Origin of the sequence: Rothia sp. ZJ1223, from assembly GCF_016900985.1 — a bacterium.
In the GTDB taxonomy this organism is placed as follows: domain Bacteria; phylum Actinomycetota; class Actinomycetes; order Actinomycetales; family Micrococcaceae; genus Rothia.
In genome coordinates this window covers 112433-139014 of the sequence record NZ_JAFEUT010000004.1, presented here as the reverse complement: position 1 = coordinate 139014, position 26582 = coordinate 112433, and the positions used below count along the sequence as shown (strand labels likewise).

Annotated in this window: 25 protein-coding genes; 15 read left to right on the top strand and 10 right to left on the bottom strand. The window is 54.1% G+C overall.

Features of this window, described 5'->3' with window-relative positions; genetic code table 11:
- Nucleotide 1 precedes the first annotated feature (1 nt).
- Both JTP09_RS06530 and JTP09_RS06525 read left to right on the top strand, forming a co-directional pair.
- Nucleotides 2-817, top strand: coding sequence for an HAD family hydrolase (locus JTP09_RS06530; RefSeq protein ID WP_204877649.1), 816 nt, complete (start codon nucleotides 2-4; stop codon nucleotides 815-817).
- Between the two features lie 90 nt (nucleotides 818-907).
- Nucleotides 908-1723, top strand: coding sequence for a glycerophosphodiester phosphodiesterase family protein (locus JTP09_RS06525; RefSeq protein WP_204877648.1), 816 nt, complete (start codon nucleotides 908-910; stop codon nucleotides 1721-1723).
- Nucleotides 1724-1815: 92 nt separating this feature from the next.
- Here the strand turns inward: JTP09_RS06525 and JTP09_RS06520 are convergent, their stop codons facing one another.
- Entirely contained in the window at nucleotides 1816-3153 is a 1338-nt protein-coding gene (locus JTP09_RS06520) for a solute carrier family 23 protein (protein ID WP_204877647.1), read from the bottom strand.
- A gap of 252 nt (nucleotides 3154-3405) precedes the next feature.
- On the opposite strand from JTP09_RS06520, the gene JTP09_RS06515 reads away from it, so the two are divergent.
- From JTP09_RS06515 to mnhG, 6 genes are read left to right on the top strand one after another with little or no spacing between them, the layout of a single operon-like run.
- Nucleotides 3406-6477: a Na+/H+ antiporter subunit A gene (locus tag JTP09_RS06515; RefSeq protein ID WP_204877646.1), complete on the top strand. Its 3072-nt coding sequence runs from the start codon at nucleotides 3406-3408 to the stop codon at nucleotides 6475-6477.
- Nucleotides 6474-7064, top strand: a complete 591-nt coding sequence (locus JTP09_RS06510; protein WP_204877645.1) for a Na(+)/H(+) antiporter subunit C — start codon at nucleotides 6474-6476, stop codon at nucleotides 7062-7064. Before JTP09_RS06515 ends, JTP09_RS06510 begins: the two co-directional genes overlap by 4 nt.
- A 3-nt stretch (nucleotides 7065-7067) precedes the next feature.
- Complete coding sequence (locus JTP09_RS06505) at nucleotides 7068-8669, top strand: Na+/H+ antiporter subunit D (RefSeq protein ID WP_204877644.1); 1602 nt, start codon at nucleotides 7068-7070, stop codon at nucleotides 8667-8669.
- Complete coding sequence (locus JTP09_RS06500) at nucleotides 8666-9325, top strand: Na+/H+ antiporter subunit E (RefSeq protein WP_204877643.1); 660 nt, start codon at nucleotides 8666-8668, stop codon at nucleotides 9323-9325. Before JTP09_RS06505 ends, JTP09_RS06500 begins: the two co-directional genes overlap by 4 nt.
- Entirely contained in the window at nucleotides 9322-9660 is a 339-nt protein-coding gene (locus JTP09_RS06495) for a monovalent cation/H+ antiporter complex subunit F (RefSeq protein ID WP_370592523.1), read from the top strand. Before JTP09_RS06500 ends, JTP09_RS06495 begins: the two co-directional genes overlap by 4 nt.
- Nucleotides 9661-9999: a monovalent cation/H(+) antiporter subunit G gene (gene mnhG / locus JTP09_RS06490; RefSeq protein ID WP_204877642.1), complete on the top strand. Its 339-nt coding sequence runs from the start codon at nucleotides 9661-9663 to the stop codon at nucleotides 9997-9999.
- An 88-nt stretch (nucleotides 10000-10087) separates the two neighbouring features.
- On the opposite strand, the gene JTP09_RS06485 is transcribed toward mnhG, so the two are convergent.
- Both JTP09_RS06485 and pgm read right to left on the bottom strand, forming a co-directional pair.
- The gene (locus JTP09_RS06485) at nucleotides 10088-11575 is read right to left on the bottom strand and encodes a peptide MFS transporter (RefSeq protein ID WP_204877641.1); all 1488 of its coding nucleotides are present in this window, start codon (nucleotides 11573-11575) and stop codon (nucleotides 10088-10090) included.
- Between the two features lie 343 nt (nucleotides 11576-11918).
- Nucleotides 11919-13556 carry a phosphoglucomutase (alpha-D-glucose-1,6-bisphosphate-dependent) gene (gene pgm, locus JTP09_RS06480; RefSeq protein ID WP_204877640.1) on the bottom strand — a complete coding sequence of 546 codons (1638 nt, stop codon included), beginning with the start codon at nucleotides 13554-13556 and terminating at the stop codon, nucleotides 11919-11921.
- 176 nt (nucleotides 13557-13732) lie between these two features.
- On the opposite strand from pgm, the gene JTP09_RS06475 reads away from it, so the two are divergent.
- Together JTP09_RS06475 and pabB are read left to right on the top strand one after the other, a co-directional pair.
- Nucleotides 13733-14071, top strand: a complete 339-nt coding sequence (locus JTP09_RS06475; RefSeq protein WP_204877824.1) for a rhodanese-like domain-containing protein — start codon at nucleotides 13733-13735, stop codon at nucleotides 14069-14071.
- A gap of 111 nt (nucleotides 14072-14182) precedes the next feature.
- Nucleotides 14183-15571 carry an aminodeoxychorismate synthase component I gene (gene pabB / locus JTP09_RS06470; protein ID WP_204877639.1) on the top strand — a complete coding sequence of 463 codons (1389 nt, stop codon included), beginning with the start codon at nucleotides 14183-14185 and terminating at the stop codon, nucleotides 15569-15571.
- A 25-nt stretch (nucleotides 15572-15596) separates the two neighbouring features.
- Here pabB and JTP09_RS06465 read toward each other — a convergent pair whose 3' ends face one another.
- The 5 genes from JTP09_RS06465 to JTP09_RS06445 all read right to left on the bottom strand — a co-directional run bounded on the left by JTP09_RS06465 (nucleotide 15597) and on the right by JTP09_RS06445 (nucleotide 19286).
- Entirely contained in the window at nucleotides 15597-16235 is a 639-nt protein-coding gene (locus JTP09_RS06465; RefSeq protein ID WP_204877638.1) for an ABC transporter ATP-binding protein, read from the bottom strand.
- Between the two features lie 378 nt (nucleotides 16236-16613).
- On the bottom strand, nucleotides 16614-17081 hold the full coding sequence (locus JTP09_RS06460; protein WP_204877637.1) for a hypothetical protein: 468 nt from the start codon (nucleotides 17079-17081) through the stop codon (nucleotides 16614-16616).
- A gap of 41 nt (nucleotides 17082-17122) precedes the next feature.
- Nucleotides 17123-18268, bottom strand: coding sequence for a hypothetical protein (locus tag JTP09_RS06455; protein WP_204877636.1), 1146 nt, complete (start codon nucleotides 18266-18268; stop codon nucleotides 17123-17125).
- An 80-nt stretch (nucleotides 18269-18348) separates the two neighbouring features.
- Nucleotides 18349-18654, bottom strand: a complete 306-nt coding sequence (locus JTP09_RS10345) for a lactococcin 972 family bacteriocin (protein ID WP_204877635.1) — start codon at nucleotides 18652-18654, stop codon at nucleotides 18349-18351.
- A gap of 221 nt (nucleotides 18655-18875) precedes the next feature.
- A complete protein-coding gene (locus tag JTP09_RS06445; protein ID WP_204877634.1) occupies nucleotides 18876-19286 on the bottom strand; it encodes a hypothetical protein in 411 nt (136 codons plus the stop codon).
- Between the two features lie 230 nt (nucleotides 19287-19516).
- Here JTP09_RS06445 and pyrE point away from each other — a divergent pair, with 230 nt between their 5' ends.
- Together pyrE and JTP09_RS06435 are read left to right on the top strand one after the other, a co-directional pair.
- Nucleotides 19517-20098, top strand: a complete 582-nt coding sequence (gene pyrE / locus JTP09_RS06440; RefSeq protein WP_204877633.1) for an orotate phosphoribosyltransferase — start codon at nucleotides 19517-19519, stop codon at nucleotides 20096-20098.
- A gap of 72 nt (nucleotides 20099-20170) precedes the next feature.
- Nucleotides 20171-20857 carry a TrmH family RNA methyltransferase gene (locus JTP09_RS06435; protein ID WP_204877632.1) on the top strand — a complete coding sequence of 229 codons (687 nt, stop codon included), beginning with the start codon at nucleotides 20171-20173 and terminating at the stop codon, nucleotides 20855-20857.
- A gap of 182 nt (nucleotides 20858-21039) precedes the next feature.
- Here JTP09_RS06435 and JTP09_RS06430 read toward each other — a convergent pair whose 3' ends face one another.
- A complete protein-coding gene (locus tag JTP09_RS06430; RefSeq protein WP_204877631.1) occupies nucleotides 21040-21396 on the bottom strand; it encodes a helix-turn-helix transcriptional regulator in 357 nt (118 codons plus the stop codon).
- Nucleotides 21397-22034: 638 nt separating this feature from the next.
- Between JTP09_RS06430 and JTP09_RS06425 the strand changes: the two genes are divergently transcribed.
- A complete protein-coding gene (locus tag JTP09_RS06425; protein ID WP_204877630.1) occupies nucleotides 22035-22202 on the top strand; it encodes a hypothetical protein in 168 nt (55 codons plus the stop codon).
- 98 nt (nucleotides 22203-22300) lie between these two features.
- Here JTP09_RS06425 and JTP09_RS06420 read toward each other — a convergent pair whose 3' ends face one another.
- Nucleotides 22301-23872 (bottom strand): DASS family sodium-coupled anion symporter, encoded by a 1572-nt coding sequence (locus JTP09_RS06420; RefSeq protein WP_204877823.1) that lies wholly within the window; start codon nucleotides 23870-23872, stop codon nucleotides 22301-22303.
- 484 nt (nucleotides 23873-24356) lie between these two features.
- Between JTP09_RS06420 and fbaA the strand changes: the two genes are divergently transcribed.
- Both fbaA and JTP09_RS06410 read left to right on the top strand, forming a co-directional pair.
- Entirely contained in the window at nucleotides 24357-25382 is a 1026-nt protein-coding gene (gene fbaA, locus JTP09_RS06415; protein ID WP_204877629.1) for a class II fructose-bisphosphate aldolase, read from the top strand.
- Nucleotides 25383-26148: 766 nt separating this feature from the next.
- Nucleotides 26149-26565, top strand: coding sequence for a DUF3151 domain-containing protein (locus JTP09_RS06410; protein ID WP_204877628.1), 417 nt, complete (start codon nucleotides 26149-26151; stop codon nucleotides 26563-26565).
- The last annotated feature ends 17 nt before the right edge of the window (nucleotides 26566-26582 follow it).

Below are 26582 nucleotides of genomic sequence, written 5' to 3'. Positions count from 1 at the left end.
CATGATCAAACTGATAGCCAGCGATATCGACGGAACCCTTATCGGACACGATTTTGCCTTTAGACCGCGCACCTTGGATGCGCTGGCGGCTGCTCGTACCGCCGGGGTTCATCTGGTGCTGGTCACCGGGCGTCCCTACCGCTGGTTATCTGCCATCGTGGAGCAAATGGGTGGTTACGATTCTTATGCTATCTGCTCCAATGGGGCGGTGACCTATCACCTGGGGCGTCAAGAAATTATAGAAACCCGTACCCTTACCGGCGAGCAGATGTTGCAGGTACACTCATTATTGAAAGAAGCGTTACCGGGGGCACACTTTACTGCTGAGACTATTGATGCCGCCTACATTGACGGTGATTTTCAGGTGGTGCCCGGTGGACCTTTCGACGGTATTAGATGTGAGTACGGTGCCCTGGAAGATGCCATCACCCCAAAGAGCGAAATCATCAAATACCTGGTGCGTCTTGATGAGGCTGACCCGGCTGAGCTTCTAGAAAAAGTGCGGTCTTTAGTGGGGCAGTATGTGTCTGTAACCCACGCAGTACCGGGTAGTCCCCTGATTGAGATGGCTCAGCTGGGGCTGAACAAAGGGTGCGTACTGGAGGATTTCGCCGCAGCTCGCGGTATTGATGCCAGCGAAGTCGCAGCTTTCGGCGATATGCCTAACGATACGGAGATGCTGTTGTGGGCTGGGCACGGCTACGCCCTAGAATCAGGTGCGCCCGCTGTTCAAGCGGCGGTGGGACGCACCTGCCCGCCTTTTGACGAGGACGGTGTAGCTCAGGTGATTGAGCAGCTCTTGGACGAGAACCGGTAGTTGATAACCGCCTTCTTTCACCTTATCTGTGGGGGTGAGCGGTGGTGCTCCTCGCAGTAACCATTAAGTTGTAGTATAAAATTTGTAGTTATGGTTGCACCCTCCACTTCAGCTGAGCAGCGTCAGACTATTGAGCGCTTCGCCCACCGCGGTTTTAGTCTCAACGCGCCAGAAAATACTCTCGCGTCTTTCAAAGATGCCCTGGACGCCGGTACCCAGTGGCTAGAAATTGACGTAAATACCACTGTAGACGGGGTGCCTATTGTTTTTCACGACCCCTTCTTGAACAGGCTTACCGGTCACTTTGGTCTGGTACGCAACACCCCTTGGAAAGAGATCAAAGAGCTAGAGCTTGAGGGCGGGCACCGCATCCCCTCGCTTGCCGAGGCGCTCGAAGCGTTCCCCGAGGCGTCCTTCAATATCGACATGAAAGATGCCGCCTCTGCTATTACGGTGCCGCGCGTTCTCTCGCAGGTGAAGAAACTACCGCGCGTGCGCATCACCTCTTTTACCGAACGCACCCGAAAAGCTGCCTACCGAAGCCTGGCTTTTTATGGGCTACAAGATCAGGTAACTCTGGGCGCTTCGGAACTGTCGATGACTTTTCTCTACCTTTCATCGCTGATTCACCCCAAGATGTGGAGTGTCATCAGTGCTAAAACTAATAACTGGGTGGCGCCCATCGACGCGGTGCAGATTCCCCTAACCCATAATTGGCTGGGCAAAACCTGGCAGGTGCTGACCCCGCGTCTGCTCGAAACAGCTCAAACTGCTGGTTACCAGGTGCATATTTGGACCATTGATGAGGCAGAACGTATGCGCGAACTCATCGAGCTGGGTGTCGATGGAATCATTACAAACCGCACCGATATTCTTAGCCGGGTTCTCAAAGAGCTGGGTAGATAACTTCACATCCTGAGTGCATAAGTGCCCCTTTCGAATACCGGAAGGGGCACTTATACACTCAGTTTTTGTTTGCTCGGTGGGCGCGCTATAGCCTAGTGGGCGCTAGCTGCCGGGTCTGAGGGGTCTGTGGCGTCAGGGGTGAGCGGGTGGGTACCTGCTGCCCCGGTTGCCTTATTGATAGCTGCCATCACGTGGTAGACGATCAGGGTTGCCGTGGTGCCCAGAGCGATACCGGCAAACTGTAGACCACCGAAATCCCAGGTGTAGTCGGCGATGCCGATAATCATGGCAATGGACGCGGTGCTCAGATTGACTTGGTTGGAGAAATCTACACGATTCTGTACCCAGATGCGTACACCGAGCATGCCGATCATGCCGTAGAGAACGGTTGCCGCACCACCCAGGACGCCGGCGGGAACGGATGCAACGGCGGCGCCGAAGACCGGGAAGATGGAGAGTAGCAACGCGAAGATAGCAGCTACCCAGTAGGCGGCGGTGGAGTAGACCTTGGTTGCTGCCATAACGCCAATATTTTCAGCGTAGGTGGTAGTACCCGAACCGCCGCCGAAACCGGCAACAGTGGTGGCAAGACCGTCAGCCATGATCGCGCGTCCTGAGTAAGCGTCGAGGTTTTGGTTAGTCATCAGTGCCACTGATTTAACGTGACCGATGTTTTCAGCAACCAAAACTAGAATTACGGGAATGAAGAGACCGGCGAGGTTCCAGTGGAATTCAGGGGTCTGAAAATGCGGCAGACCAATCAAGCCCTCGGTTTCCCAAGTCTGGCGGATGGCTGAAAAATTGACTTCGCCGCGCAGTACAGCGGTGATGTAGCCGATGACGACGCCCAGCAGAATTGAAAGACGCCCAATCATGCCCTTAAAGAGTACTGAAATCAGCACGATAGAAACCAGGGTGATGAAAGCGGTAACGGGTGCTTCCATAAAGTTCTTCTTCGCGCTGGGAGCGAGGTTGAAGCCAATCAGCGCTACGATAGCGCCGGTGACCAGCGGCGGCATGAGCTTGGTGAGCCAACCGGTACCCGCGAACTGAATAATTAGACCCACGATAAAGAGCGAAACGCCAGCCATGACGATGCCGCCCAAGGCACCGGCGGGACCGTGCTGGTTGGTTGCCGCAGCCAGGGGCGCGATAAAGGCGAATGAGGAACCCAGGTAGGAGGGCACTCGTCCTGCTGTAATCAGCAAGAACAAAATTGTGCCTAAACCTGAGAAGAAGAGGGTAGTTGCCGGGGGAAAACCGGTCAGGAGCGGCACCAAGAAGGTAGCACCAAACATTGCCACCACGTGTTGGGCGCCAATACCGATAGTGCGACCCCACGCTAGGCGCTCATGAGGGGCAACAACAGCACCGGGGGCAACGGTTTTACCGTCGCTGTGAAGCTGCCAAGAAAAAGGAGAACGAGACACGAGAAAAATCCTTGCGAGTAAGAAGACTCAAACGCCCTCAAGTTTACTACCTCTACCGGTAACCGGTTGATAGTCGGTAGCGGGGAAAACTCTCGCACTGCCTTGAGGTCGCGGTGCTCTTCTGAACATAGCCAGGCGCGTATATTCCCACGATGACCGCCAATTTTTGTGGAACCGCCCATAACAGTAAGCAGAGATTATCGACTAAACTAGAGGTAACTACGCCCAAACACAAACACGTAAGGCCTTCTTGTGACCTTCATTCTTTTTGCTTTCTTCTTGTGTTCTGTGGTTGCCTCTGCACTGTACAAAAAGCTCGGCATCAAGACCTTCTATGTCTTAGCGGCTATTCCTGCCCTAGCGCTGGTGTACGTGCTGATGCATACTCAGCGCATTCTTGGCGGCGACGCTTTAGTACAGCAGCTGCAGTGGGTTCCACAGCTGAACCTTGAACTGACCTTCCGCCTCGATGTGCTCTCATACATCATGAGCTTGCTGGTGCTTGGAGTGGGTTCTTTGGTGCTCTTCTATTGCGCCTCTTACTTTGAGCACTCCAAAGGCTCGGTAGGAACTTTTGCCGCTTACCTCTTCGGTTTTGCGGGCGCGATGTTCGGTTTGATTACTGCGGACGACGTCATTGTGATGTTCGTTTTCTGGGAAATCACCACCATTCTTTCCTATCTGCTCATTGGCTATTCTTGTGAGCGTCTGTCTGCGCGTCGTTCTGCCTTGCAGGCACTGACTATTACCACCTTCGGTGGTCTCGCCATGTTCATCGGCTTGGTGATAGTAGGTCAGGCAATGGGTACTTACAGTATGCGCGAGTGGACGCAAAATGGCGCTGAGTTCGCCGGTCAGGTGCTTGCTGGTGAGGGTTCAATTTCATCTACAGTCTTATCGTGGGCGCTGTTCTTAATTCTTTTGGGCGCTATTTCTAAATCTGCTCTGCTGCCCATGCACTACTGGCTGCCCGGTGCAATGGCTGCACCGACCCCCGTCAGCGCCTACCTGCACGCTGCGGCGATGGTGAAAGCCGGTATCTATCTTCTGCTGCGTCTGGCACCTGCTTTCGGCGAGGTTCAGGTGTGGCATTACACCCTGCTCTTCTTGGGCGTTGCAACCATGCTTTTTGGTGGCTACGTTGCCCTCAAACAGTACGATCTCAAACTTGTTCTTGCCTACGGTACCGTTTCTCAGCTGGGTTTCTTGGCGCTCGTGATTTCAATTGGCACACCGGATGCGATCTACGCGGCTATTGCCATGATGCTGGCGCATTCGCTCTTCAAAGCAACCCTCTTTCTCTCGGTAGGCATTATTGACCACCAGACTGGTACCCGAGATATCCGTAAGCTCTCCGGTCTCTACCGCCGTGCCCCCAAACTCTTTATCGCGGCTCTGATTGCTGCCGCGTCCATGGCGGGTGTGCCCCCGCTTGCCGGGTTTGTAGCAAAAGAAGCTGTGCTTGAAACCGCCCTGCACGGCGTACATACACCGCACGGGCTGTTGGCTGTTGCCGGTGTAGTGCTGGGCTCAGCACTCACTTTCGCCTATTCGGCACGTTTTGTCTGGGGCGCTTTTGCCGTCAAAACCCAGGGCTACATTGTCACCGACGAAATCAAATACTGCGAAGATGTTGATCTCGCCAAGGTCAAGCACGGACGCAACCAGCCCAGCCCTGACACCCGCTTTCACGCGGTCACCAACGGCTTTTTGGTGGCTCCAGCGGTATTGACTGTTCTGACTATCATCTACGGTCTGTACCCCGAACCCGTTCACCAGCTAATCTCAGCGCACATGAAAACGGTGGGGGAGTACGAGCTGCACCTTGCCCTGTGGCACGGTATCACCCCGGCTCTGATGACCTCCGTGGGTATCCTAGTCACAGGCATCATTCTCTACATCTTCCGCAGCCCAGTTGAACGCTTTCAGAAAGCGCTCCCGGCTATGCGCGGTGCCTACATTATTCACCGCGACATCATGGACGCGCTCGACGTGCTGGCGGTGTGGGTCACCGGTAAAACCCAGCGTGGTTCACTGAGTTTCTACCTCTCGGTTATCCTAGTCACCGCAGTGACCCTGCCCACCATCGCGCTCTTCGTAGAAACCACCCCGCCGCTTGCCAACGTCCGCGCCAGCGAATCGCCGGTGCAGTGGATTGTTGCTACCACCATGATTGTTGCAGCCATCGTTGCTGCTGCAGTGCGCAAACGATTCCTCGCGATTCTGATGGTCTCGGTCACCGGCTACGGTATGGTTCTGCTCTTCGCCCTACGTTCAGCACCCGACCTTGCCCTTACTCAGCTGCTGGTTGAAACCCTCTCACTCATCGCCTTCGTACTCGCCCTGCGCGTTCTCCCGCGCAACATGCCCCGCGATATTGTCGCCAACCGCAAACACCGCATGACCAAAGCAACCCGCATGGTCATCGCCATCGGCTTCGCGGTGCTCATGATGGCACTCGCTATGTTCACCTTCTCCTCGCGTGAACTGACCCCCATCTCGGTAGAAATGCCCCACCTTGCCTACGAATACGGTTACGGTTACAACACCGTCAACGTCACCCTCGTCGACATGCGAGCCTGGGACACCTTCGGCGAAATCTCCGTGCTAGCACTGGCAGCAACGGGCGTCGCGTCCCTCATCTTTATCGGCGGACGCAACGACACCCTGGGCGCCAACCCCAGCACCGCCAAGATGCGCACCATCGAAGCGTCCTTCAACAAGGGCAAAGTCAGCCAGCAGCGCAAGATGTCAAACATCTTCGGGCAGGTTGAAGGCAGCAGCCGAGACCCCTTCTTGATCGCAGGACGCACACTGCCCCCCGAGGCGCGTTCGCTACTGCTTGAAGTGATGACCCGACTGCTCTTTCACACCCTGCTGATAATCTCGCTCTATATGCTGGTCGCAGGGCACAACCTGCCCGGCGGTGGCTTCGCCGGCGGGCTACTCGCAGGTCTGGCATTCACCATTCGCTACCTGGCAGGCGGCGGCGCTGAACTCAGCAGCTCCGTACCCTTCTCAGCCGGTACCTTCCTCGGCACCGGCCTTGCAATTGCAACCCTCTACGCCGTAGCGCCCCTCTTTGCAGGAGACCCCGTCTTCACCTCCTACGTCTGGGACTTCTGGCTGCCGGTCTTCGGCGACGTCCACTTCGCCAGCGCCGTCATCTTCGACATCGGCGTCTACCTACTAGTCATCGGCCTCGTCCTCGATATCCTCCGCAGCCTCGGTGAAGGCATTGACGACGCCATCGCCGATAACACCGTCAACGTCAGCGAACAAGTCGAAGAGAGATCCGACGCAACTACAGGAGGCCGCAAATGATCATCGACCTCAGCCTCATCCTCGTCATGGGCGTCTTCTACGCCGTAGGCGTCTACCTGGTACTCGCCCGCTCACTCACCCGAGTGCTGCTAGGGCTCATGCTCATCTCCAATGCCACTAACCTGCTCATCTTCCACGCAGCAGGCCCGGCAGGTCTACCCGTCTTCTACGAAAAAGACATAGACCCCAGTGAGTACTCAGACCCGCTACCGCAGGCACTGGTACTCACCGCAATCGTCATCGGCTTCGCCATGGTTGCCTTCATCCTCGGCATGATCTACCGTGGCTGGGTGCTCTCCCGCGCTGATGAGATTCAGGACGATGATGAAGATATCCGCGTGGCATCAGCCGACCGCTTTGATGCTGAAGAGGACGCGCTCGCAGACGTTGAAGAGTCAGAATTCGACGCCGACGAGCAAACCCGCTTGCAGCAGCAAGAAGAAGAGAACCTGCGACGCTCAAAGGCAGGTTCAAGTGCGGCGGGTGTAGACGATGATGAAGAAGTCGCCTTGACTGCCCCCGGTGCTCCTGACCTCTCTGACCGAATCTCGCCCGATGCTTCCGCTACTATCCCGAAGGAGAGCTAACCAATGAATATCTTTGCTCTTGCTCCGCTCTCTGTTGCTCTGCTTTTCTTTGCGGCGGCACTGACTTTTATTCTGCTTAAGTATCCGCGTGCCCAGGCACTGATTTCATTCGGCGCTATTTTGGTGGCGTTGGGTCTTGAAATCACCCTGCTGCTGGCGGTGTGGAACAAAGAACCCCAGGCGGTTCATTTGGGTGGTTGGGAGGCTCCCTTCGGCATCGTGATGGTGGTGGACCAGCTCTCAGCCTTGATGCTGGTAGTCTCATCGACAATCTCGCTTGCAGTCTTGGTCTTCGCCACCGGTCAGAACCTGGCTGATGAAGACGACGAAGTGCCGATTTCGGTCTACTACCCCACCTACCTGCTGCTGATTGCCGGTGTGTCTAATGCCTTCTTGGCGGGTGACCTCTTCAACCTCTACGTGGGCTTTGAGATTCTGCTCTTTGCCTCCTACGTACTGACCACCATGAATGCTTCAACCGAGCGCATTCGCGCGGGCGTTACCTACGTGGTGGTGTCAGTGATTTCGTCCATGCTGTTCTTAATCGCCATCGGATTCATCTACGCTTCGGTGGGTACCGTGAACATGGCGGATCTTGCACTGAAACTGGGTACCCTGCCCGAAGGCACCCGTATGCAGCTGCACCTCATGCTGCTGATTGCTTTCGGCATTAAAGCGGCAGTCTTTCCGCTTTCGCTCTGGCTGCCAGACTCCTACCCGACGGCACCGGCACCGGTGACCGCGGTTTTCGCGGGCTTGCTGACCAAGGTGGGCGTGTACTCGATTATTCGTACCGAGACCCTGCTGTTCCCCGGCGGACATCTCAACACTCTGCTTGCTATCGTGGCGATTTTGACCCTCTTCGTGGGTATTCTGGGTGCTTTGGCGCAGAAAGACATCAAACGTCTGCTCTCCTTCACTCTCATCAGCCATATCGGCTACATGATCTGGGGTATTGCCCTGAGCAGCGAGCTGGCACTAACCACAGTGGTCTTCTACATCGCCCACCACATCGTCATCCAGACGGCACTGTTTATGGTGGTTGGTCTCATCGAACGTCGCACCGGCAGCACCAACACCGACCGCCTGGGTGGCATGCTCGCTATCTCACCGGTCTTGGGTGTTCTCTACATGGTTCCAGCCCTGAACCTGGGCGGTATTCCTCCCTTCTCAGGCTTTATCGGCAAGATCGGTTTGCTGCAGGCAAGTGCAGACGCGGGCACCTGGCAGGCATACGCCATGGCAGGGGTCGGCGTGTTAGTTTCTCTGCTGACCCTGATTGCCCTCATGCGTATCTGGAACAAGGCATTTTGGCGTCCGGTCGCCCAAGCCGAAGACCCCATGGTTGAGCTACTGAGCGCCGAGGAATCAGATAATCCCTCACGCTACAAGCACAAGCCCATTCCCACCTCAATGTTCTATTCAACTCTCGGGTTGATTTCGGTTAGCGTTGCCATAACTTTCTTGGCACCCCCCCTCTTTGAACTTGCAGACTTCGCCTCGGATAACCTCTTTGAACCTGACCGCTATGTACAGGCGGTCTTCGGTCAGACAGCGCCGACCATCGAAGAGTACCTGGCAGATCACGCAGGAGGAGCACAATGAAACGCATCAAAGATTTTTTCTTGCACGGGCTACCGCCCCTGCTGTGGATTCTGCTGGTCTGGTGCGCCCTCTGGCAGGATTTCTCAGTATCTAACGTAGCTTTCGGTCTGGTGCTCGCCGTCCTCGTGACCGTGCTTTTTCCCATGCCCAGCCTCTACCTCTCAGACAGATTTAACCCCTGGTACGCCTTTCAGTTTATGGTGTTCTTTCTCTGGCAGGTGGCGCTGGCAAGTTTCAAGCTACTCTTTCTTGCTCTCTCCTTCGGCAAACCCGTCAATAGCGCGGTAGTGGGCGTGCAGCTGCGTACTAAATCTGACCTGTTTATTACTGCAACCTCCCATACGCTCTCACTGATTCCTGGATCTCTGGTGGTAGAAGTGGATCGAGCGAACTCTATTCTTTACTTCCACGTCATTGATATCTCCACCCCTCAAGAAGCCATTGACTACTGCCTGATGGCACGCGATGTTGAGGCGAGAATCCTCAAAGCGGCAGGTCACAGTGACGAGTATCGGGCGCTTTTGCATGAGGAACCCAGCGATGACACTCAGGCAATAGAAATCGTTGCCAGCTTTACCCGCGAGAACGCAATCGTTGGTGAACGCGAAAAAACTCCTCAGAGCATGAAGGTCGCACAGAAAGGTCCCCGCTCATGAATATGACTATAGTTGTCTGGATCTGCGGCATTATTCTAACCTTTGCCACCGTGGGCGCTCTCTACCGCTTGTGGAAAGGGCCGACCCTGCTTGACCGCGTAGTGGCGTCAGACGTCATTCTTACCATTATTGGTGCGACCGTGTGCATCAACATGGTCTACGACAAAAGGTACGATCTGTTGCCCATGCTGGCGGTTGTTTCAACCATTGGTTTTATTGGTTCGGTGACGGTGGCTCGCTTCGCATCGAATGCGCCGGTGAGTTCTGAACTTGATACCTACTCAGCCGAAGAACTCAGCGATGACCTGGCTACGGGTACACGGGAGGACGCTTAAATGCTGATTGATATTCTTGTTTCGCTCTGCCTGATTACTGGCTCGCTGATGTCGCTGGCAGCTGCTGCCGGTCTGGTGAGGTTCCCCGATTTGCTGACCCGTTTGCATTCTGGTTCTAAGCCGCAGGTGTTTGGTTTGCTCATGATGGTGGTGGGTATCGGGCTGTACGCTCGAGATTTGAAACTGTTGCCGCTGCTCATTGTAATTTTCATGTTGCAGCTGCTGACTATCCCCATTTCAACGCACATGATGGCGCGCTCAGGCTACCGCAACAAGCACTTCCACAAGGAAGACCTGCTGCGGGATGATCTTCGCGCCCGCGTGGAGGCAGAGGAGTAAAACCCCCTAACGTCGAGAGGACACTGGTGCGTCATTTTTAGACCAAAAATGACGCACCAGTGTCCTCTTGCGGTGGAGCGCTGGGGTGTTAGCGGATTCCTGCCATCCTCTTCACAATCCACTTGTTCATTGCCCACAGGGCAAGACCAATAGCGATAGTGATGATGCCCAAGGTGGTGAAGTAAGGTACTTCAGTTTCGAGGGAGTAGAAACGAGCCAACCAACCGGCAAGGACGGTACCCAGTGCAACAGAGGTGAAGTAAAGTGCCACCATTGCTACACGGTGATTCTCGGGTGCCAGCTTGGTCGCCAGTGAGGTACCCACCGGTGAGATAGAAAGCTCACCCATGGTGCAAATGAATAGAATCAGCACAATCCACATAAAGTTCACGTTGGTGTTGCCCGCCTGGGTCAAGAAAATCAAGAAAGCAATGCCAATAAGAATCAGCGCGATGGCGAACTTAACCGGCGTCGCAGGTTGCTTGTCGCCCATCTTCGTCCACATTGCGGTGAAGATAGCACCGAAGATGATGATGAAGACCGGGTTGATGGAGTTCATGAACTCGGGGGTCAGCTGCAGACCGAAGATGTTCCAGTTAATGCGTGATTCTGAGTAGATCGCCAATACGGTGAACTGCTGCTGAAAGAGCGCCCAGAAAGCCACGTTACCGATGAACATGGGAATGAAAGAGACCACGCGGGAGTGTTCTTCAGCGGTGGTGAGTTTAGAGGTGAGCAGGGTGTAGAAGAGAATCGCTGCGCAGATAGCAATGATGCTCATGACCCAGGTCGCTAGGTTCAGCGGGTTGATGATGCCGGTGAAGACCAAGAGCAGAATGACCGCCAGTATGACAACAGTACCGATGCCGTAGACCTTCTTCTCTCGTGCGTTGAGCGGCTGTGAGAGCTGGTGGACGCTGGCGGGCAGGTTTTTGCGGGTTAGTGCGTACTGAATCAGACCGACTGCCATACCTACAGCTGCCATACCGAAAGCGATGTGGAAGCCGTAGTTTTCACGCAGAATACCTGTGAGCATGGGGCCAAAGAGCGCACCGATGTTCACGCCGATGTAGAAGATGGTGAAGCCACCGTCTCGGCGGGGGTCGGTCTTGTCGTAGAGCGAACCGACGAGTACGGATGCGTTGGTTTTCAGACCGCCTGAGCCAATAGCTACCAGCACCAGACCGGCGATAACGCCAGCAGCGCCGGGCAGAATGGCAAGTGCAATGTGACCTGCCATGATGGCGATTGCTGAGTAGAAGAGAGTGCGTTCGGGGCCGAGGACGCGGTCGCCCAAGATACCGCCGACCACAGCCATGAGGTAAACCATGCCGCCGTAGGCACCCATAACGCCCGCTGCTGAGGTTTCGCTGAGCAGTGCTAGACCGCCGCGCTCTGCCTCCCAGTAGAGGTAGTAGAGCATGATGACTTGCATGCCGTAGAACGAGAAACGTTCCCACAGCTCTACCGAGAAAAGGTTAGCCAGGCTACGGGGGTGACCGAAGAACCCCGTGCTCTGCGTCGTCTGGGGTGTGTTAGGCGGGGTTGCCTGCACACCTTCAGAGAGTGATGCCATGTGTATCTCCCACAAAATGGTGACGCGTCCTGAAAACGCTGTAAAACTCAGGACGAGTAGTTTATTTTTCGTGGTTGAGTCTACTCTTCTTTGGGTAGGTGGGTGACATTTGGTTACAGGGTGTTAAACGGCAAGGTACACGGTTTTTCTAAAAACCTGCGTCAAAAGGGTGAGGCTCAGGGCATGGCTGCGAATAAAACATGTATGTGTGATTCAAATAACCCCAATGCTAAGAAAAACGGAGCTTTGTTAAGCACTCAGAGCGCAAAGTTACCCATGTTCCAGACGAAAACCTGTTAACTCTGCGCTCTGAGGAGAGCGAACCGCGAGAGGTTAGAGAGATTTAAGCGATGACGCTATCTACCAGTTTCTTCGCTTCAGCCTGCACCTGCGCCAGATGGTCAGCGCCTTTGAAGGATTCGGCATAAATCTTGTAGACGTCCTCAGTACCTGATGGACGCGCCGCAAACCAGGCGTTCTCGGTGGTTACCTTGAGACCGCCGATGGACGCGCCGTTGCCCGGTGCCTCGGTCAGCTTTGCGGTGATTGCTTCACCGGCAAGTTCAGACGCGGTCACATCAGCGGGGGAGAGCGCACCGAGCTTTGCTTTCTGCTCGCGGGTGGCGGCGGCGTCCACCCGCGCGTAAGCGGGCTCGCCGAAGGAACGAGTGAGTTCAGCGTAGCGCTGTGAGGGGGTCTTGCCGGTAACAGCGGTAATTTCTGCCGCCAGCAGAGCCAGAATGATGCCGTCCTTATCGGTTGTCCAGACCTTGCCGTTACGCATGAGGAAGGACGCGCCCGCTGACTCTTCACCGCCGAAACCGATGGCTCCGGTGCTCAAGCCATCGACGAAGTACTTGAAGCCCACGGGAACCTCAACGAGCGTGCGTCCCAGCGACTCGGCAACGCGGTCAATAATCGAAGAAGAAACCAGGGTCTTGCCAATGCCAGCATCTGCCGCCCAGCCGGTGCGGTTGCGGTAGAGATAGTCGATAGCAACAGCCAGGTAGTGGTTGGGATTCATTAGTCCGGCGTCGGGGGTGACGATGCCGTGACGGTCTGAGTCGGCGTCATTACCGGTAGCGATATCGTACTTTTCTTTGTTCTCAATCAAGGACGCCATAGCGCTGGGTGAGGAGCAATCCATGCGGATTTTTTCGTCCCAGTCCAGGGTCATAAATGCCCACTGCGGATCAACCTGCGGGTTCACCACGGTCATATTGAGCTTGTACTGCTGCGCGATGCGCTGCCAGTAGGCAACGGATGCGCTACCCATGGGGTCAGCGCCAATTTTCAGACCTGAGGCTGCGATGGCGTCCATATCAATGACGTCACCCAGCTCATCAACATAAGCACCCAGGTAGTCGTAGGTGCCGGTGGTCTCAGCAGCCTTCGCGTTCTCTAGGGAGAGGCGGGTGACGTCCTTGTTGCCGCCTTCAAGAAGCTCGTTGGCGCGGTTAGCGATCCAGCCGGTTGCATCGGAGTTAGCCGGGCCACCGTGAGGGGGGTTGTACTTGAAACCGCCGTCAGCGGGCGGGTTGTGGCTGGGGGTAATCACAATGCCGTCGGCCTGTGCGGTGTTTGCCGGGTCAGCGTTGTGTACAATAATTGCGCGAGACAGCGCAGGGGTGGGTACAAAGCCACCATCAGCATCAAGTAGCACGGTCACACCGTTAGCTGCCAGCACCTCCAAGGCGGTATCTTGCGCGGGGCCTGACAGCGCGTGGGTATCCTTACCCATAAAGAGTGGGCCTGTAATACCCTGCCCCTTACGGTACTCAGCGATCGCCTGCGAAATAGCGGCAATATGCGCGTCATTAAAGGAGCTCTTGAAAGAGCTACCGCGGTGACCCGACGTACCAAACGCTACACGCTGGGCGGGATCACTCAGATCAGGGATGAGGTCATAGTAGGCGCTGATCAGCGCGTCGATATCAACAAGATCTTCAGGGATGGCAACAGTGCCGGCACGATTAGACATACTTCAAGAGTAACCCGCAACACTCCAGTAATCGGCTCGGTTAAGGATTTTCGCGAATAGTTACGCGGGAGTTTTCCCGAGCACTTGGCTGTAGGCTGAAAAATTCTGCCAATCTTGTAGCACCCGGTCGCTGGTTCTAAGCTGAAAGGTAAGACAAAGATTTTTTCTTGCGAAAGGTGAAAACCGTGAATGATGATATTCCCCAGGTCACCGTAGACCAGATTCCTGAAGGCGCAAAGATTCTGGACGTGCGCGAGGACTACGAATGGCAAGAAGGTCACATTGAAAACGCCCAGCACATTCCCCTGGGTGAAGTGCCCGAACGCTACGGAGAAGTGCCGCTGGACGAAGACGTGTACGTCATCTGCCGCGCCGGTGGACGCTCCCTGCGCGCCGCCGCCTACCTCAACCAGTACGGTTTCGACGCCATTAACGTTATCGGCGGTATGGGTGCATGGCAGGACGCCGAACTGCCTATGGTCTCAGAAAACGGCGAAACCCCGCAGGTGCGCTAAAAATTTTCTAGGCTTGAAAGCCTTACCCCGTTGCTCTTTCATCTGGTTTTCAGTTGTTGGAGCAGCGGGGATTTTTATACCCGCTTGCCTCTCTACCGCTAGAATTCTTGGGTGACTACTGCGCCCCACACCTGCCCCGAACCGCTGACCGTTCGCCCCCTTATTACGAGTCTTTCTGTAGCTGAGATCTACCGGACTATCTCTGCTAACTCTGATTATTCTTTCTGGTTAGACTCTGCCCGAGAAGAATCACCCATGTCACGTTTTTCTTACCTGGGGGTCGTACCGCAGGGCACCGAACCTCTCATCTGCACGGACGCGCGCACCGCCGATTCTTTTGCCACTGACCTAGAAGCGGCTCTTGCCAACGCACCCCAACCTCACGACGTCCCATCAGCACTGACCGAAGCACTTTTGGGCGGTTACGTGGGGTACTTCGGGTACGAATACCGTGCCCTGACTGAACCGGCGTCTTCTGTTCGCCACCGCGCGTCCACCCCTGATGCCCTCTGGATTCCTGCCATACGATATATCATCCATGTGCATGCCACCGAAGAAAACTGGCTGATTGGTGATGAACAGTGGTGTGACGAGATGGAGTCGCACCTGGCAAGTACCGAAAACCGTGACTCGGCAGCAAGCCTCCTGACCGGCCTCACCTTCACCCCGCCCACCCGCGCTCGCTACACCGCAGCCGTGCAAGAATGCCAGCGCGAAATCTTTGAAGGCAATAGCTACGAAGTTTGCCTGACCGCGCAAACTCGGGCACGCGCATCCGCGCCAGTGAGCAAAGAGAATGCGCTTGCCACCTACCTGGCGCAACGCGACCACAACGCAGCCCCCTACGCTGCCTTTATGCACTGCAAAGACTTCTTCATTTTGAGTTCATCGCCTGAGCGTTTTTTGAGTATCAGCACCGATAGGGTCTCTGAAACTAAACCCATCAAAGGAACCATCGCTCGTGCAACTGATTCGGTGGAGGACGCCGCCCGCGCCCACTGGCTCACCACCGACGCCAAAACCCGCGCTGAAAACCTCATGATTGTGGACTTGCTGCGCAACGATCTTTCGAGGGTCAGCTACCCCGAAACGGTGCAGGTGCCGGTACTTATGGGCGTGGAATCTTATTCAACCGTACACCAGTTAGTCTCGACCGTGCGCTCTCGTCTGCGGGCAGATGTGAGTTCGGTGGGGGCGGTGCAAGCCTGTTTTCCCGGTGGGTCGATGACTGGTGCGCCCAAGCCTTCGACCATGGACATTATCGACCGGCTTGAGGGACGCGCTCGCGGGATTTATTCTGGGGCGCTGGGGTTTTTCTCTGCTTCTGGGGCGGCGAACCTTTCGATTGTTATTCGCACCCTGGTGGTCTCTGCCTCCGGTGAAGTCAGCCTGAGCGCTGGGGGTGCAATCGTTGCGGACTCAGACCCCGACGCCGAATACGAAGAGATGCTGACCAAGCTGCGCGCAGCCCTGCCGCCGAGCGTGGGCGGGCTGGGGTAGCGGGCGGAGTTCTCCCACTTGGGTGTTAATTCAAAATAATGCTTACATCTGCGTGTTCCACCAGACGCGCATCGTGAGTGGCAATCACTGCTATGCCTCCCTTGGCGCAGTGTTGGTTGACGAAATCCACGACGCGCCCCGCATTATCGTCATCCAAAGCGGCTGTTGGTTCGTCCAAGAGAACTAAGGGGGTATGACGTAGAGCCAAACGTATGAGACCGACCCTTTGCTGTTCACCACCACTTAGCTGAAAAACAGGTCTATCAAGATAATCGTAATCTAAGTTGAACCGCTCAAACGCTTCCTGGGCTTCCGCTTTGTGCTCCGCGACTTTGTAACCAGCAATATCTAGATTTTGCCGTACAGTCCATGAAGCAACTAGACCAGAGTTCTGGAAAGCAAAACTAACTTTGGTACGCAGAAAATCTCGTCGCGACTTTCCCTTTAGATGAGCGGGGTTTATATTGTCGAATTTAATGTCACCAGCTGTTGGTTTTTCGAGCCCTCCCAAACACTGTAATAAAGTAGTTTTTCCAGAACCGCTGTGCCCACGTAAGGCGATAAAGGAACCGGAGGGTGCTTCAAAACTGATGTTTTCCCATAAAGCTATAGCGGGGTAACTGAAACCGAGTTCTACGACTGATAAAGAGTTGCTTATAGTCATATTTTCCTTCCTAAGCTCATGAAATTTCAAGGGCGAAGCGCGAAATGGTGTAGTTATATCTACGTAAGGTTGTAGTGACTACTAGGAAGAAAACACACAACACGCCCAATGCGATCAGAACGGCGGGGAGAGGCTCCAGCGCAGACATAGCGACTGAAACTGCTACTGGTAGGGCAATAAGTAAAAGTATTTTATTCAGGAAACCCCGTGTATCTCAGTAAAATTAGCTCCCGACATAGTTTGCAAAAAGATTACTGCTCTATTACGGCTTACATAGATATACACTAATAAAATAGCACCGATAATCAATGCGCCTGAAGCTACAGATGTACCGATAACGACAACGGCAAGAGCAGCTTTTCGGTCTGTTTGGGCTAATTAGGTGTATTGCGAAAGACTCTCAAATCCAATAACCGCTAAGTCAAGATTATTCTCTGATACTGCTGCTTGATAAGCTGGGGCGCGATAGACCGTTTTTAAAGTCCTAACACTGCTTGGAGGTAAAACATTATTAGTGGAATCGACCACCACGAGGATGGGGTTCTTTATGTACATTTGAGTGTCAGTGCTGAAGTAGAGTAGCGGTATGATTCCCGTATTAATATCCGATGCAACTTTTACTGAAATATCGCTATTCTCAGGCTCCTCCGGGTTGTTCTGAAAAGATACCCATGATTGAACGCTTGACCGTATTTGATCTTCTGCTGAGGCATGCTCTGAGGGAATAAGTGCCACTACGGTGGAATCGGCAGATGCCATATCTGATATTTCTTCCACCGTCTGTCTATCAATCTCTGTAAAGGCAGAAAGATAATTAGGGCTGACGGCCATATTATGAGTAAGCACGCTGTCGCTTTGTTCGGTGTCAAAAAGAACATTTGGCTCAGCTAGAAAGCTGTCCCCAGTTCTTTGAAGCTCTGTGAACACATTGCCCATAGACTTTTTGACACTGTCTGCTTGGCTACCCTGCAGAGCATAACCCAGTCAGGCTGAACAAGGTTAGGCTGGTTCAGACGTACCTCATCTGACTGGCGTTCCGCCTTGTAGTTCTGAATCTGTTTTAAGGTGTAAGAAGCTGTGGCAGAAGCCCTCAAGGCGGCTACGACTACGAGTAAAGCAGAGAGAAAACTAAGGATTGTTTCTGGGCGTTTTCCTTTGATGAGCTCTCTCAGAGACTGTTGAGTCTCAAACAAAATCACTGCAACACGACTAATAAGTAATAACACCGCGAGAACTATGAACTGTTGGAACGCAATAGCGCCAATGCTGAGTAGACGGTAACCAGCAGATACTAATAGGCTATAGCTCAAAATAAATATTTTTGATGCTATGAAGGGTGCAAATACGGGAACAGCAAGTATTAGCAACTCAAATAATTGCACTCGTGTTTTTGACTCACCTGTGGAAACTCTTATAGCAACCACTGAGAGGCGGATGCTTTGCAACTGACAGAGGGCAAGCAACAACGCTAAAACCAAGATAGCGATAGCTACACCCCAGCCACTTCCAATCACGAAGAATACCCACAGTAAGTATCCAGGGCGCGCAGAAACCTCTCGTGTCTCGCCCCCCGCCTCTTGTAAAGAACTCGTAATACTGCGGGTTTCTGCTGAGGTGCCCTGCACCAGATAAGTGCCTGTCAACTGTGCTCGTTTGAGCGCAGAGGTGTCATACAAAGCAGCAGAGTATACTCCAGTAAAGGTGGGAAAAAATTGTGAATTGAGGTCACCTAAAGTCTCACTCGGATTCCCCTCGAAAAGGTAGTAATCAGTACTTCTAACATCATTATTAGATGATGGTGTTAATTTATAAACATTCAAGCCATTGTAATTAGCTACATCCTGTAGCGTTTTTATAAAGTGCTCAGTTTCAATGTTTGGCGAAATCTCAGAAACTGTAAAACCTGAGCTGAAATCTTCTGGTCCCCAACGGTCTTGGTCTACTAGAAACAAAAAGATTGCTCCTGTTAGTACGGTGCTCAATAGGCAAGAAATAACCCAAACTAAGGTAGAAGCTCTTTTTATATTATTCATGACGAGAACGCCTTTAATAAATTATTGTTGTAGCCCCAATAGCTACTGGGGCTACAACAATTAGCAGTAGGTAATAGACATCAACTCTTTAACGCCAGTATGCAGTGTTTCCACCCCAAGTTGCTCGGATGGATGCATCTGACCAAACACCCCCAAGAACAGTCGGGCTTACACTGCATGAGCTTTGCGTTACATGCGGTACTTCCATGTGCGCGAGAAGGATGGTGGTATTTTGGCCAAGTCTTCATTGTTAGGTAGGTGGTTCCGTAATCCCAAGTTCCACCACCTCCTGAAATGGTGGCCGCATTGGCTGCCGCCACCCCGCCGAGCAAGCTGACTCCAAGGGTGAGTGTGATTAGTGATTTCTTTGCAAACGATAGAGACATTATGGCCTCCGTAAGTAGTTCCTTTTACGATTTTGATAAATCGTAATTTGATTCTACCCCCTCTCTATAAATGCAATGAAGATCACAAATGAATATAAATTCAATTTTTGTGAATATTTCTGGATTTGTAAGCCTATATAGGTTTCATATGTTGCAGGTATCCGCCCCTCCTGCATGTTTTGATGGAACAATTGAAATTTTGTAATTTTTTGAAGGGAGAGCTATTTCTTAGCTACGTATAGGGCGCCCACGATCATCGGGATCTGCAGGGGTAGGCGCCGCGCTCGCTTAGCATCGGTATCAATCAGCCCCGGAATGTCGATACTCTCTCGCCACTGGTAAACATTTGCTGGGAAGACCGCGGCAAAGAGGGCTGCTGTGCCCAAGCCGGACGCGCGTCGTGCCCTGGGTGCGGTGAGTAAGCTCAGACCGAGGGCAAGTTCTGCAGCGCCTGATGCGTACACGACAGTTTCGGGGCTACCTGGCACCCAAGGCGGAACAATCGAGGCGAAAGACGGCACGGAATCCTTTTTAAAATGCAGGACACCCATGAAAGTAAGCCCGGCTCCTAACCCCAGGCGGGTGAGCTTCTGACCGGTGGTTTCGGTGGGGTCTTTTTCGAAAATAGTCATGGTTCAACCCTACGCCCGCATTGATCTCTGTGTAGTTTATTTTCGTACACCCTATTGCGTGTACGGCAAGGGCTTTCGGTGTACCTGGCGCCGAGAGTGAGGGGGCGCTGTCTGCGCGCGTCCGCCTTGCCATCGCCGAGAGTGCAGTTAAGACCGGCTTTCATGAGAAACCGGTCTTAAACTGCACTCTCGACGCTGTGAGGCTGCGACCACCCACTAGACTGGGCATTATGGCTAATTTTTCTAACACCCTCCCTATTGACCAAGCACGCGAGCGTCTGCGCGAACTAATTTCTGAACTTGCTGTTGTTCGTGGCAAGGTGACCCTGGCTTCGGGTAAAGAAGCTGACTACTACGTTGATTTGCGCCGCATTACCCTGCACCATGAGGCATCGCGTCTGGTGGGGCAGGTCATGCTTGATTTGCTCGATCAGAACGCCATCGAATTTGAGGCTGCCGGCGGCTTGACTATGGGCGCAGACCCGGTAGGTCACGCCATCATGCGCGCTGCGGGCGATGCTGGACGCGCCATTGACACTTTTGTAGTGCGCAAGGCGCAGAAGTCCTATGGCATGGGCCGTCAGGTTGAAGGCCCCTCTGTCGAAGGACGCCGCGTGGTTGCTGTTGAAGATACCTCCACCACCGGCGGTTCAGCCTTGACCGCTGTCGAAGCTCTAAAAAAAGCTGGTGCTGAGGTTGTTGCTGTTGCCGTCATCGTTGACCGCGCAACCGGCGCTAAGGAGCACATCGAAGAGATAGCGGGCGTGCCCTGTTTCTACGCCTACTCCAAGGACGACCTGGGTCTGAGCTAAAAAGTTTCGTTTCTTTTTCAAGCGCCACCGGTAGACTTATCGGTGGCGTTTTGATGTGTAAAGGGTGAGGGTATGAGTAAAGAGAACGATGCACCGGTGCAGTCTTCTGAAGTAGAGCAGGTTGAGCCGACCTCTGCTGAAGCCAACCACGTGATTGGTGTTGGCCCCTGGGAAGGCGAGTTGCCTGAAGGCGACCACTGGGATGAAGAACTCTTGCGCGAGGGTGACCGTCGCAACGTGGTGGATCACTACCGCTACTGGAAGATGGACGCGATTATCGCTGACCTTGATACTAAGCGGCACGAGTTCCACGTGGCGATCGAGAACTGGCAGCACGACCTCAACATCGGCACGGTGGTACGTACCGCCAACGCGTTTTTGGCGAAAGAAGTACACATTATTGGTAAGCGCCGCTGGAACCGTCGCGGTGCCATGGTTACTGACCGCTACCAGCACGTGCGTCACCACCCCACCATTGAGGAGTTTTTAGCGTGGGCTGAGTCTGAGGGCATTGCTGTGATTGGTATTGATATTTTCCCGGATTCCCAGCAACTTGAAACCTACGACTTACCCGAAAAATGCGTCCTGGTTTTTGGGCAGGAAGGCCCCGGTCTTTCGCCGGAGATTCACGAGGCTGCGCAGGCGACGCTTTCCATTGAGCAGTTCGGCTCGACCCGTTCCATGAATGCTGCATCTGCCGCCGCCGTGGCAATGCACGCCTGGGTGCGTAGGCACGTATTCGGGCAAAGGGTGAACTAGACGCTCGCTGATCTTTGGGCGAATAAATGAGAGTGGCGGACGCGCGCCTGCCTCTCTCTGTTCCCTCGACACAAGTGGGGCTAGGTCTTTGGGCTGTGAGCATGGGGGGCAATTCCTGCCCATCAGTAGTTTAGATTCTGCAAGTCTGCTGTTTTTACCGGTATGCACCTGCAAAAACCTTGTCAGGGGAGGTTTTCCCTCTGGATCAGGTGCTCTGTAATCCGCTCTAGGTAGAGTTGCCCGGCTGGGGTAAGCGTGAAATCTTTGCGTTTGGCGCCGGTGCCGGGCACGCTTGCAGGGGTGACGGCAAGTAAATCTGAGGACGAGAGGCGTTTGAGGGTGCGGTAGGGTCCGCGTTCGGTGATGGTCCAACCGGTGTGCTGTTCGAATTTCAGCTGAATATCACTTGCTGAAATGGGGCCGTGTGTTTTGACGATGCGTAGCAAAACCAGGGTGGTTACTGACTTTTTATAGACTTCTGCCCACGAGGCGGCGAGTTCTTCTACCCATTCACGCTCTGCCGAGCCAAGCGCGCTCACGAGATTTTTTCTGAGCCAAGCACGCTTGATGCCTCAAAGCCACGTGCGCCGATGACAGCGAACACGTGAATGAGTAAACCGATACCCCAGAACGCTCCCATGCCTACTGCTGACCCACCCCAGCGAGCAAGGAGTTATAGGCATCTCAATTTCCCTTGAGCCAGCGGCGATTGCGAAATGTGTGAGGTTGGTAGAGACTAACAGGGTGTAGGTGAAAGCGTTAACAATGAGCCCGCCGAAGCGTAGGCGGTCAAGCCCCTTGCCATAAAAAAGTGCGTACAGTCCCATGAGGAGAGCAACAAGGCCTGTGCCTCCTGCCAGAATGATGAGGGTGAAATCGGAGGCGAAAAATATTGCCGTGTGCATGGTGAGCGTAATCGCCGTAATGGTAAGACAGTAGGGCATGAGTGTCTTGAGCGCGGCGTCTGGACTGGTGTGGCTGAAGCGTGTCATTGGGGCTCTAAAGATCTGTGTACCTTTCGTGCATTGGAAAATTTGCCGTCAAGTTTTTTAGCGAGTTACTTGCACAGTAAAGCATTCTTGGGTGTCTTCTGAAAGAAATAGAGGCAAAAAAGAAGAAAGAGAGCATCACGAGTTCGCAACAAATACCGGCTATTAGCCCCGGCAAGATTTTGTTCGTGCTGATAGTGCCGCTTTTCATGGTGCTGGCTGCCGTCTCAGCGGTCAATGTGGCGATGACGCCTATGGCGCGTTCCCTCACCGCGTCCTTCGCTGCGATTTCTGTGCTGGTGCTGGGCGGTCTTTACTTTGCGGTGAAGGATCGCAAACGTGAGCTGCGCGAGTAAGCCGCCGCTTAAAAAGTTCTCCCCGGGGTTATTTACATTTCCCTCTACTTTATACACGGGGAAAAGTAAATAACCCCGGGGAGAACCGGAGGGGTACTTTAGGCTTGCAGCCCGAAGATCCAGACTGCCAGGGTCATGGTGACCAGGGTAATGAGCACAATACCGATGAGATTGAGCCAAAGGCCGCCCTTAACCATCTGCCCGATGGAAACGTAACCCGAACCATAGGCGATAGCGTTCGGCGGGGTGGCTACCGGCAGCATGAAGGCGCAGGTTGCAGCCAGCGCTACGGGAATAGCTAGCAGCATGGGGTCGAAGCCCATACCGATGGCTACACCACCGGCAACGGGCAAGAAAGTTGCCGCAGTTGCAGTGTTTGAGGTCAGCTCGGTCAAGAAGATGATGCCTGCGGTGAAGAGAATAACCAGCAGTAGAACTGAAATGCCTTCAAGACCGGCAACCGATGAACCGATCCAATCGGTCAAACCTGATGACGAGAACTGTGATGACAGTGCCAGACCGCCGCCGAAGAGCAACAGGACGCCCCAGGGTAGCTGTAGCGCGGTATCCCAGTCGAGCAGACGGACGCCCTTTTTGCCGGCTGAGCCAGCGGGCAGCAGGAAGAGCAGAATACCTACAATAATAGCGATGCCGGCGTCTGAAATCATGGGCTTGTCGAAGAGAATCGGTACGAAGATCCATGCCAGTGCTGCCAGTACGAAGATGATAAGGACGCGAATTTCTCCGGAGCTCATCTTGCCGAGTTTGGTGTATTCGTTGGCGATGAGTTCTTTACCGCCGGGGATGTCATCGATTTCAGGTTTGAAGACGACTTTGGTGAGCATGAACCAGCAGATGAACATCATGACGACCGCCAGGGGAACGCCCACGATCATCCACTGACCGAAGCCGATTTCGACGCCGTGGGTGTCTGCCATGTAACCAGCCAGCAGGGTGTTTGGGGGTGTGCCGATGAGGGTGCCGAGTGAGCCGATGGATGCTGCGTAGGCGATGCCGAGCATGAGCGCGGTGCCGAAGTTGGATTTGACGATGTCTTCAGCGCCGCCGCCTGCTGTAGTGCGCGGGTGCTGAATCTGACCGATGAGGGTGAGCACTGAAATGCCGATGGGCAGCATCATGACTGCGGTTGCGGTGTTTGAAACCCACATGGAGAGAAAACCGGTAGCAACCATGAAGCCCGCAACCATGGAGGAGGGCTTGGTTCCCATCATTTTCAGCGTCAGTAGGGCGATGCGGCGGTGCAGGTTCCAGCGCTGCATAGAGAGCGCCAGCAAGAAGCCACCCATGAAGAGGAAGATGATGCTGTTGCCGTAGGATGCGCCGATGTCGTTGATCTTGACTTCTGAGTTGAGGGTGGGAAAGATCGCCAGTGGCAACAATGCTGTTGCCGGGATGGGCAGTGCTTCGGTCATCCACCAGCCACCCATGAGGATTGCGGTGGCTGCGGTGAGCTTGGCGCCGTGGGGAACGTCGGCGGGCATAATGAAGTAGATTGCCAGTGCGAGCAGGGGAGCGCCGATCAAGCCGATGAAGCGTTTGGTGCGTTCACTGCTGTCGATTTCTTCTGACTGGGCACCGCGTGAAAGCTGAACTTGCCCGATTGCTTGGGTGGGAATGGGTTCGTAGTTCTTGAGGTGGTCACCCACCATGTGGGGGTGCTCAGCGTGTTTTTCGTCGTGGTGCACGTGAGGGCTCCTTTGCTAAGTGTGTGTGGGCATCAGTGGATGCTTTCATACCCTAACCGAGAAAGATGAGTCGGTGATGAAAATAAGGTGCAGGTTTCTTCATCTGGGCGTGTTGCGCGTAACAAAACTTTCGGTAATGACAGGGGTGTGCGCGTCCGCCTGTTTTTCAGTGCCGGTGGGCGGTGGTTAAGCGTGCGGACGCGGCTAGGTGAGGAATATTGAGATGAGGTTTTTTGACCCCTAGGTAGGTGGGGTAAATGCAGCCTTAAAATCTGTTATTAAGTGGGTTTATGTGCGATTTTTTGCCCGTGGACTGAGGGCTTTTGCGCTTAACTTGGTAGACTTGAAGAAGGCAGGGGCGCGCCCTCACCGCACGGTAAGTACGCGACCCGAGTAACTACACAGACTCATCAACCAGGCGAGTCATAATCCAATTCAAGGAGTCAGCATGCCTATTGCAACCCCGGAAGTCTACGCAGAAATGCTCGACAACGCGAAGAACAAGGGCTTCGCGTACCCCGCAGTTAACGTCACTTCATCACAGACCCTGAACGCTGCTATCCAGGGCTTCGCAGAAGCTGGCTCAGACGGCATCATTCAGGCATCAACCGGTGGTGCTGCGTACTGGTCAGGCGCTTCAAAGAAACACATGGTTACCGGTGCGTTGGCTATGGCTGCTTACGCTCGTGTTATTGCTGAACAGTACGATGTGAACATTGCGCTACACACCGACCACTGCCCCCAGGACAAGCTAGATGAGTACCTGCTGCCCCTGCTCGCAGAGTCAGAGAAGGCTGTTGCTCGCGGCGAAGACCCCATCTTCAACTCACACATGTGGGACGGCTCAGCAATCGCGCTGGATGAGAACCTGAAGATCGCTCAAGATATTCTGGCTCGTACCAACAAGGCGAAGATTGTTCTTGAGGTTGAGATCGGTGCTGTGGGTGGCGAGGAAGACGGCGTTGAAGGCGCTATCGATGACACTCTCTACACCACCATCGAGGACGCGCAGAAGACTGTTGACGCTCTTGGTTTGGGTGAGAACGGTCGCTACATGGCAGCACTGACCTTCGGCAATGTTCACGGTGTATACAAGCCCGGTAACGTTCACTTGCGCCCCGAGTTGCTGAAGGAAATTCAGGACGCTATCGGTAAGAAGTATGGCAAGGACAAGCCTTTCGACCTCGTATTCCACGGTGGTTCAGGTTCAACTGAGCAGGAAATCGCTGACGCTGTTAAGTACGGTGTTATCAAGATGAACATCGATACTGACACCCAGTACGCTTACACCCGCCCCGTTGTTGCTCACATGTTCAGCAACTATGACGGTGTGCTTAAGGTTGATGGCGAAGTTGGTAACAAGAAGACTTATGATCCCCGAGTATGGGGTGCTGCTGCTGAAAAAGGTATGGCTGCTCGCGTTGTTGAAGCTGCAGCTCAGCTCGGTTCAACCGGCACTTCACTCGGCAAGTAAAGTGTGTGAGCCCCGGTGGGGCTCGCAAGAGTGCTTTACTTGCCTGGCTGAGACAGAAAATTCCGAGTTAGTGAGGGGTAAATTTTCTGTCTCAGAAAGGGTAAGTGCGTTAGCCTAACCTGCTGATAAAGCTGAGAAGACCCACCTGCTCTCTACGGTGAGTGGGTGGGTTTTTGTGTTCTGCTGGTGCTGAAACTTGTGGTCTGATCATTACTGATGAGCGTGTGATGGGCAATGTTCAACACCGTCACTTTGGGGTGACCGCGTGCTGGTGCGAGGGGTAAAACTTGACCGTGCGGACGCGTCCGCCTAGCCCCTTGTTGTCCACCTACTCTCCAAGGAGTAAGTGGGTAGGGTGTAGGAAGCTCAGTGGTTCATTTTTGTGAACTATATTCATGTCGCTCGTGTTTTCGATGCCCTTTGTAGTGTGGGCAGCCCCTCACAATAGAGAACAAGAAGGTGAGAACCACAGGATTCTTCTGAGTCTTGTGAGTATTGCGGCGAACAAAAGGTAGCCAAGCTTAACCCGATTGACGCCCTACGTTACGAGTTACGAGTAAGGGCGGGGGAGGGATGCGTGTCCCCACCTGCCGAGGTGACCACCAAAAATAAGAGGTGACCGCGAAAAGTCATGCTGACCGTACATATCACGGTCAGCATGACTTTTCGCGGTCACCCCTGACGGGGGCGTAGAAGAGGACGCACATCCTCTCGCCCCTGTAAGCTGAACATAGTTCTACACGATCGATTTGAAGGAGCACCCCCCATGTCACTTGCCGGTAAGAATCTGCTGGACGGTCCCGCGCCCACCTACCTACCCGAAGAAACCGAGCTACTGGCTGCGGTAGCCGATGGCGCGTCCGCCGCTGAAACCGCGCAGAAGTTCCCCAAATCATCGCTGGCGTGGGCAAACCTCGCCGAAGAAACCCTGGCCGAGGGCAAGCTCATTGAGGGCTACGCCTTTGCGCGAGTGGGCTACCACCGCGGGCTGGACGTGCTACGCGGCAACGGCTGGAAAGGTCACGGTGTGATTCCCTTCAGCCACGAACCCAACCGCGGTTTTCTTAAAGCACTGAATCTGCTGGGCAAGGCAGCGGCTGAAATCGGTGAAACTGATGAGGCGCAGCGTATTGAAAAGTTCCTCAATGACTCTGACCCTGAGGCGGCAGCGCAGCTGAACTAAGCAGTCAGTCTTAAACG

Coding starts and splice junctions, on each gene's coding strand:
- JTP09_RS06530 (WP_204877649.1), top strand. CDS start 2: ATGATCAAACTGATAGCCAGCGATATCGACGGAACCCTTATCGGACAC.
- JTP09_RS06525 (WP_204877648.1), top strand. CDS start 908: ATGGTTGCACCCTCCACTTCAGCTGAGCAGCGTCAGACTATTGAGCGC.
- JTP09_RS06510 (WP_204877645.1), top strand. CDS start 6,474: ATGATCATCGACCTCAGCCTCATCCTCGTCATGGGCGTCTTCTACGCC.
- JTP09_RS06505 (WP_204877644.1), top strand. CDS start 7,068: ATGAATATCTTTGCTCTTGCTCCGCTCTCTGTTGCTCTGCTTTTCTTT.
- JTP09_RS06500 (WP_204877643.1), top strand. CDS start 8,666: ATGAAACGCATCAAAGATTTTTTCTTGCACGGGCTACCGCCCCTGCTG.
- JTP09_RS06495 (WP_370592523.1), top strand. CDS start 9,322: ATGAATATGACTATAGTTGTCTGGATCTGCGGCATTATTCTAACCTTT.
- mnhG (WP_204877642.1), top strand. CDS start 9,661: ATGCTGATTGATATTCTTGTTTCGCTCTGCCTGATTACTGGCTCGCTG.
- JTP09_RS06485 (WP_204877641.1), bottom strand. CDS start 11,575: ATGGCATCACTCTCTGAAGGTGTGCAGGCAACCCCGCCTAACACACCC.
- pgm (WP_204877640.1), bottom strand. CDS start 13,556: ATGTCTAATCGTGCCGGCACTGTTGCCATCCCTGAAGATCTTGTTGAT.
- JTP09_RS06465 (WP_204877638.1), bottom strand. CDS start 16,235: ATGACTATAAGCAACTCTTTATCAGTCGTAGAACTCGGTTTCAGTTAC.
- JTP09_RS06455 (WP_204877636.1), bottom strand. CDS start 18,268: ATGAATAATATAAAAAGAGCTTCTACCTTAGTTTGGGTTATTTCTTGC.
- JTP09_RS10345 (WP_204877635.1), bottom strand. CDS start 18,654: ATGTCTCTATCGTTTGCAAAGAAATCACTAATCACACTCACCCTTGGA.
- JTP09_RS06445 (WP_204877634.1), bottom strand. CDS start 19,286: ATGACTATTTTCGAAAAAGACCCCACCGAAACCACCGGTCAGAAGCTC.
- pyrE (WP_204877633.1), top strand. CDS start 19,517: ATGGCTAATTTTTCTAACACCCTCCCTATTGACCAAGCACGCGAGCGT.
- JTP09_RS06435 (WP_204877632.1), top strand. CDS start 20,171: ATGAGTAAAGAGAACGATGCACCGGTGCAGTCTTCTGAAGTAGAGCAG.
- JTP09_RS06420 (WP_204877823.1), bottom strand. CDS start 23,872: ATGGTGGGTGACCACCTCAAGAACTACGAACCCATTCCCACCCAAGCA.
- fbaA (WP_204877629.1), top strand. CDS start 24,357: ATGCCTATTGCAACCCCGGAAGTCTACGCAGAAATGCTCGACAACGCG.
- JTP09_RS06410 (WP_204877628.1), top strand. CDS start 26,149: ATGTCACTTGCCGGTAAGAATCTGCTGGACGGTCCCGCGCCCACCTAC.